The organism is Paraplanobispora takensis (genome assembly GCF_016863195.1).
Taxonomy (GTDB): Bacteria; Actinomycetota; Actinomycetes; order Streptosporangiales; family Streptosporangiaceae; genus Planobispora; species Planobispora takensis.
In genome coordinates this window covers 1-7098 of sequence record NZ_BOOK01000102.1, presented here as the reverse complement: position 1 = coordinate 7098, position 7098 = coordinate 1, and the positions used below count along the sequence as shown (strand labels likewise).

Sequence of the window (7098 nt, the reverse complement as noted above, 5' to 3'; positions counted from 1 at the left end):
ATAGAGAGGAGGGTGCGGGGACTCGCCCCGCAGGAAGAACATTAGCAGGACTCTGGGGTCCCAGAGACAACTTGCCAACCATCCCCGGGGCTCAAGCGTCCCAAACCTGTCGGAGCGCGCAACCAGACGTCAAGCCATCCGCAATCGGGTCTGGATATGAATAGGCACGAGGGTCAGAACTCTGGCCCCGCCACGGAGGTGAGCACCATGACTCGCTCGGAGTTCGACGACATCCGCGCGCACATCACTGCGGAGGCCGATCGCCCCGGCGACCTGCTCCGAGTCGCCCGATCCCTGCTGGACGACCTGGAGGTCGCGAGGATGCGCGAGGCCACTCTGCGCGCCTACTATCTGCGCCTCCTCACCGCCGCACGGGCGACGGTCGCCGCGCAGCGGGCGGGTTACCCGGAGCCTCTCACCTTCCTCACCGACGAGCTCGCCAAGCGTGGCCAGTTGCCGGGGACCGACGATGAGGTGAACCGGGTGCTGGCCGATGCGCACACCGCGGCGGCTTTGCTGGCATGCCTGGAGCAGAGCCCGATGAGGACGACGGGCGCAGCGCCTCGTGTCCGAAAGTGTGCAGGTAGCAGCCGTACTCTCCCCCACTGAGGCATTCCTCATCGTTGACCTGGCCTTGAACTGATATCTGCGAGACTCCAGGCATGTGGCAGCGGGGGATGAACTGGACGGCGACCGTCCTCGTGGGTGGCTTCGGGACTCTCTGGCTCGGCGTCATGGTCTTCGCGGCCGAGCAGCTCTCGATGTGGGCCCGGATCGGCCAGGCCCTTCTGGGGGTCTTCCTCATCGGCTGGGCCTTCTACAAGGCCGGGCTGCTGCTGCGCCGTACCGAGCCGAGGTTCACCCCCCGGCACCGCCGGGTCAGGGCCTGAGCACGCGCTCCTCTCACCCCCGGGCCCCGGGGCACTGAGCCTCAGCCCTTCGGGATATACGGCGGCGCCACACCCCAGCCCCAGTGCGGCACCGGAGCCTGGGCCGGCGGGGCGGCCCCCGGCTGGGAGTTGGCGAAGGCCAGCCGTGTCCCCCACTCGATGTAGCCCAGGAAGGCCGCGCGGAACTCCGGGTCACCCGGCAGGCCCACCTCGTCGGCCGCGTCGAGGAGCAGGTTCACCCAGCGCCGGCGCTGCGGCTCGGTGATCCCCTTGCCCAGGTGCTGCGAGAGCATGTGCGGATAGCCCCCGCGTTCGCGTGTGTAGCGGTCGGGGCCGCCGAAGACCTCGCCGAGCCACATGGCCACATAGCGCGGATGCCCGGGATCCATGTGCGCGAAGAGCGGGCCGATCAGCTCGTCCTTGCGCACGAGCCCGTAGAAGGTCTCGGTGAGCCGGTCGAGAGCCTCGGCTCCGCCGGCCCAGTCGTAGAGCGTCGGCACCGAGGAGCCCCGGCCCCGGACTCCGGTGACCTCGTAGTGGCGCATCTCCTCGATGTCCGTGACGTAGGGCCGGATCTCCGCGAGGAAGGCCGGGAAGTCGGGGCCCTTGCGGAAGCCCTCAAGGTGATCCTCGGCGGAGGTCCAGGTGATGCGCAGGACGTAGCAGGCGGGCTCGTCCACGCACCGGGTGAGCTCGTAGTCGACGCACTGGGGGGCGTTCGCCAGGGGGACGGCCGCCCGCCGGTAGGCGGTCTCGAACTCTTGGGCGCGATCGGCGTGGATGCGATAGCGGATGTACTCGACGATCATCGGTCCACCCTTCGGGGGCGAGGTCGGGTCGATCACATGTAATCATGTAATCTCGGCCGAAGGTACCCCGGAAAAGTGAAAGGCCCGGATCTCGATGAGATCCGGGCCTTCCCGTGGTAGCGGGGACAGGATTTGAACCTGCGACCTCTGGGTTATGAGCCCAGCGAGCTACCGAACTGCTCCACCCCGCGTCGGTGTGTGTCTCAACACTACCCACTCTCGGCGCCGAGGGCAAATTGACTAAGGATGCCAGATCGGCCCCGCATGGCAGAAGGCCCGGATCTCGATGAGATCCGGGCCTTCCCGTGGTAGCGGGGACAGGATTTGAACCTGCGACCTCTGGGTTATGAGCCCAGCGAGCTACCGAACTGCTCCACCCCGCGTCGGTGTGTGTCTCAACACTACCGTCCTTCGGGGATGGATGCGAATCGATCAGCCTCGCGCCCTCCTTGGAACCCTCAGGGGAACCTTCCTAGGAACTCGGTGACGGTGACGCCGAGGGCGTCGCCGACGGGCTGGGAGTCCCGGACGGGGACGGGGTCGCGCTCGCCGTGGGAGACGGCGTGGCCGTCGGCGTCGCGTTGGGCAGGCTCACGCCCTCCAGCTTCTTCAGCGCGTCGGCCAGCTTCTTCTGCGCGTTGCCGTACGCCACCCAGTCCGGCGGGTCCTTGGCCAGCGCCGCCTGGGCCTCGTCGTAGGCGGCCTGCGCGTCGTCGATGGCCTTGGCCAGCTGTTCCTCCGACAGGTTCGGCTGCTGCGGCGTATCCGGCTGATCCGGCTGGTTCGGCTGGCCGTTGTCAGGCGTGGTCGGCAACCGGCCGGCGTCGGCGAAGACCTGCTTCAGAGCGTCTTCCAGGGTGTTGGCCGAGCCCACCTTGCTGCCGTATCCCACCAGCACCCGGCGCAGGATCGGGTACGGCTCCTGGCCGGAGCCTCCCGCGATCTCCACGTAGACCGGCTCGATGTAGATCAGGCCGCCGGCGAAGGGCAGGGTCAGCAGGTTGCCGTACCGGACCTTGGACTGGCCCAGGCCCAGCACGTTGAGCTCACCGGAGAACTTGTTCTGGAAGTTGTTCTGCACCTGGCCCGGACCGGCGACCGTCGTGTTGGACGGCATGCGCAGGATGCGCAGCTTCCCGTAGTCGTCTCCCGGCGTCGCGTTCACGGCCATGAACGCCGCCAGGTTGGGACCCTGGCGCGGCACGAACGTGGTGGTCAGCGAGAAGGACGGGTTCGGCGAGCCGGGCATCTTGACCGACAGGTAGTACGGCGGCTGCTTGACGTCACCGCCCGACGGGTCGTTCGGGACGTTCCAGAAGTCCTGGCCGCTGTAGAAGGCGTCCGGGTCCTCGATGTGATAGCGGGACAGCACGTCGCGCTGGACCTTGAACAGCGCCTCGGGGTAGCGCAGGTGCTGCTCCAGGCTGTCGGAGATCTCGTTCTTCGGCTTGATGACGCCGGGGAACGCGTTGGTCCAGGTCTTCAGGATCGGGTCGCTCTCGTCCCAGGTGTAGAGGTTCACGGTGCCGTCGTAGGCGTCCACCGTGGCCTTGACCGAGTTGCGCATGTAGTTGATCTGGTCGCGCGGCTGCTGCACCACCAGGCGCGGGTCGGTCACCGTGTCCCGCGTCATCGCCTCCAGGCTCTTGCTCTCGGAGTAGGGGTAGGCGTTGGAGGTGGTGTAGGCGTCGACGATCCAGACCACCCTGCCGTCCACGATGGCCGGGTAGGCGTTGTTGTCCAGGCTCAGGAACGGGGCGACCTTGGCGATGCGCCGGGCGGGGTCGCGCTCGTACAGGATCTTGGACTTGTCGCTGATGTCACCCGACAGCAGCAGGTTGATCTCGCCGTACTTGGCCGCGTAGAGCATCCGGTTGAAGAACGAGCCGACGGGCACGCCGCCCTTGCCGGTGTAGGTGGTGTTCTTCTGGCCGGTGCCGGTGCCGTTGTTCTCGGAGAACGGATAGTCGAGCTCCTGGTTCCGGTCGCCGCCCACGACGGAGTACTCGGACCCGGAGGGGTGCTCGCCGAAGTAGATCCGCGTCTCGGTCAGCTTCGTCTGGTCCACCAGGGGGCCGGTGACCGGCATGTCCTTGGCGGTGAAGTTGGGCAGGCCCTCGGCGTCGACCTCGTTGCCCGGCGCGGCCACGAACCCGTAACCGTGGGTGTAGACCAGGTGGCGGTTGATCCAGTTGTCCTGCTCCGCCGGCGGTCCGCTGAGCTCTCGCACGGCCACCACGGTGTCGCGCATGTTGCCCGTCTGCGGGTCGGGGTAGCGGTCGACGTCGAGCTTGTCCGGGAAGTCGTAGAAACCGCGGATCCGCTGCTTCTGCTGGTAGGTCTTGCCGACCAGGTTCGGGTCGAGCAGGCGCACGCCGGAGACGGAGCTGTCGGCGCTGACGTTGGCGTTGTTCGCCTCGCCCTGCGCGTCGTAGGGGATGACCTCGGAATCCTTGATCCCGTAGGCCTTTCTGGTGGCCTCGATGTTCCGGGCGATGAACGTCTTCTCGCGCGCCTGCTCGTTCGGCTTGACCTGGAACTGCTGGACCAGCGCCGGGTAGACCCCGCCGATCAGGATGGCCGACAGCACCAGCAGGCCGAAGGCCACGCCGGGAAGCATGCCGCCGGGCCGTATGACACCGGCGAAGAACAGCGCCGCGCAGATCAGGGCGATGATCGCCAGGATGGTCTTGGCCGGCAGCACCGCGTTGACGTCGGTGTAGGAGGCGCCGTGGACGAACCCCCGGTCGGAGAAGACGAGTCCGTACCGGTCGTACCAGTAGGCCACCGCCTTCAGCAGCACGAACACGCCGAGCAGCACCGACAGGTGGGCGCGGGCCGCCCGCGAGGCGTGCACACCGGGCGACTGGAGGCGGAAACCGCCGTACAGGTAGTGCACGATCGCGGCCATGACGGCCGACAGCACCACGGCGGTGAACAGGAAGTTCAGCACCATCCGGATGAACGGATAGGTGAACATGAAGAAGGAGAGGTCCTCCTTGAACTGCGCGTCGGTCTCGCCGAACGGCACGGCGTTGACGAACTCGAGCCAGGTCTTCCACTGGCCGCCGAACGACGATCCCGCGAACAGCGCCAGCACCGCGATGCCGATCAGGAAGATCAGCTTGCGGTGCGGGTCGAGGGCCATCCGGTATCGGTCGGCGCCGCTCGCGCCGCCGAACATCCCGGGGCCGAACATCGGTCGCATCCGGTAGGCCAGCAGCATGTTGCCGCCCACGATGCCGACCATCACCACCGCGCCCACCACGAAGAGCAGGATCTGAGTGACGATCACGCCGGAGAACACCGCCGTGTAGTCCACCGAGTCGTACCAGAGGTAGTCGGTGAAGATACCGGCGAAAAGGAAGAAGAACGCCACGATCGCGATGAGCGCGATCGCCACAGGAAGCAGCAGTCGTGGCCGGCGGGGCAAGCGCATCGCCCTACCGGCTCCGGGGGTCCGGAAGCTCAAGGCCAACCCCTTGTCATAAGAGCACGGTCCGTGTCTGGCAACCTACACCGGTGAAGGTCCCGTCGCGCTCAGCCGCTCGGTGCGGTCGGCGTACGGTGCCCACGGGTGCCGGTCCCAGTACGGCTAACGCGCGGGGGGCCGGATCGGTGCCCGTTCACGGCACGGATTCCGGAGGGACCGGCGCGGTGCAGGAGCGGCCGGGGCTCAGCCGGCGGAGCAGGCGGGCAGGGCGCCCGATCCCGTGCGCACCGCGTCCAGGGCCTGGACGGCGCCGTGGAGCGTCTCGACCTTGACCAGCCTGAGCCCGTCGGGGACCGCGCCGAGCGCCTCGGCGCAGTTCTTGGCGGGGGTCAGGAAGAACGTGGCCCCGGCCTTGCGGGCGCCCACCATCTTCTGCTGGATGCCGCCGATCGGGCCGACCTCGCCGTCGGGGGTGATCGTCCCGGTCCCGGCGACGGACTTGCCGCCGGTCATGGCTCCGGGGGTGAGCTTGTCCATGATGCCCAGGGAGAACATCATCCCCGCGCTCGGCCCGCCGACGTCGCCGACGTTGATGTTCACGCTGAACGGGAACCGGTAGGTGATCGCCATGGTGATGCCGACGATGGGCGTGCCGTCCTTGGCCGCCGCGGTCGGGACGGTGAGGGTCATCTCCTTGCCGCCGCGCTTGACGACGAAGGTGACCTGCTCGCCGGCCTTGTGCTTGCGGACGGTCCCGGAGATGGTCTCCCGGTCCGTGCCGGGGACGCCGTCCACCGAGACGATCTCGTCCCCCTGGGTGAACTTCCCGTGCGCGGGCAGGCCCTTCTCCGTGCCGGCCACGGTGATCACCGAGGTGAAGGGGATCTTCAGCTCCGTCAGCGCCGCGGCGGTCGCGTCGTCCTGGGAGTTGGTCATCTCCTGGGTGTTCTGCTCCTCGACCTGCTCGGCGGTGGTCGCCGGAGGGAAGATCGTCTCCTCGGGGACGACCGCGATGGTCGGGTCGAGCCAGCCGCGCAGCGCGGTGAACAGGTCGATCCGGCTGCCCGGCCCGCCCTGGTAGGCCACCGTCACGAGTCGGAGCCCGCCCTCGGTCGGATAGGTCTCGCGCCCGGTGATGCTGATCACCGGCTTGCCCTTCACCTCGCCGATGGTGTTCTCGGTCGGCCCGGGACTCAGCACGACGTACGGCACCGGCACCAGGGTGCCCACCACGCCCAGGGCGAGGGTGAGGAAACCTGCCACCATGAGGGTCAGCGCACGTCGGGACATGAAAAGCAGCCTATGCGGTCGTAGCGGCTCGAAGCGGACGGCATCGTGCGGTGTGGGGGATCTTCACAGGAAGATCCTTCCCATTCGGCGGAGAGTCACTCGCAGGCGCCGACCCATTCGGTCGAGCCGTCGGCGAAGATCTGGTTCTTCCAGATCGGGACCTCACTCTTGAGGTCGTCGATCAGGCGGCGGCAGGCGGCGAACGCCTCCGCGCGGTGCGGGCAGGCGACCGCGACGATGACCGCGATGTCGCCGAGCCGGAGGTCGCCGACCCGGTGGACCGCGGCCAGAGCGGTGGCCTGGAAGTCGGCGGCCACCTTGTCCGCGACCCGGCGCAGCTCGTCTCCGGCGCTGGGATGGGCGGAGTAGGACAGCTGCGTGACCGGCTTGCCGTGGTCCTGGTCGCGCACCGTGCCGATGAAGAGCGCCGTCCCGCCGGCGGCGTGATCGCCTACCGCCGCGAGGACCTCGTCCACCGAGAGCGTCTCATCACGAATACCCAGCAACCGGATGACATCCACGCGGAAAGAGTACCGCCCCGAAGCGACCGGCCCCGGGGCGCGTTCTCCCCCGCGTCCCCGCTCTCTCTGCGCCCGCGCTCTCCGTCACCCGCCCGCGTTCCGCTCTCCCCGTGCCCGCGCTCTTCTCCTTCGCCGTTCCCCCGCCCCCGTGCTCC

6 protein-coding genes and 2 tRNA genes are annotated in these 7098 nt (G+C 68.1%); 2 read left to right on the top strand and 6 right to left on the bottom strand.

From position 1 onward, the window contains the following. Nucleotides 1-207 precede the first annotated feature (207 nt). Both Pta02_RS40430 and Pta02_RS40425 read left to right on the top strand, forming a co-directional pair. Entirely contained in the window at nt 208-609 is a 402-nt protein-coding gene (locus Pta02_RS40430) for a hypothetical protein (RefSeq protein ID WP_203880352.1), read from the top strand. Between the two features lie 53 nt (nt 610-662). Further along, on the top strand, nt 663-890 hold the full coding sequence (locus tag Pta02_RS40425; protein ID WP_203880351.1) for a hypothetical protein: 228 nt from the start codon (nt 663-665) through the stop codon (nt 888-890). Nucleotides 891-931: 41 nt separating this feature from the next. Here Pta02_RS40425 and Pta02_RS40420 read toward each other — a convergent pair whose 3' ends face one another. From Pta02_RS40420 to Pta02_RS40395, 6 genes are all read right to left on the bottom strand, one after another. After that, entirely contained in the window at nt 932-1699 is a 768-nt protein-coding gene (locus Pta02_RS40420; RefSeq protein WP_203880350.1) for a group II truncated hemoglobin, read from the bottom strand. Between the two features lie 114 nt (nt 1700-1813). Beyond that, nucleotides 1814-1890, bottom strand: a tRNA-Met gene (locus Pta02_RS40415). A 115-nt stretch (nt 1891-2005) separates the two neighbouring features. Further along, a tRNA-Met gene (locus Pta02_RS40410) sits at nt 2006-2082 on the bottom strand. Between the two features lie 89 nt (nt 2083-2171). Then, on the bottom strand, nt 2172-5138 hold the full coding sequence (locus Pta02_RS40405) for a UPF0182 family membrane protein (RefSeq protein WP_239131600.1): 2967 nt from the start codon (nt 5136-5138) through the stop codon (nt 2172-2174). 237 nt (nt 5139-5375) lie between these two features. Continuing rightward, on the bottom strand, nt 5376-6422 hold the full coding sequence (locus Pta02_RS40400) for a YlbL family protein (protein ID WP_203880348.1): 1047 nt from the start codon (nt 6420-6422) through the stop codon (nt 5376-5378). Between the two features lie 95 nt (nt 6423-6517). After that, on the bottom strand, nt 6518-6943 hold the full coding sequence (locus Pta02_RS40395) for a molybdenum cofactor biosynthesis protein MoaE (RefSeq protein WP_203880347.1): 426 nt from the start codon (nt 6941-6943) through the stop codon (nt 6518-6520). Between the last annotated feature and the right edge of the window lie 155 nt (nt 6944-7098).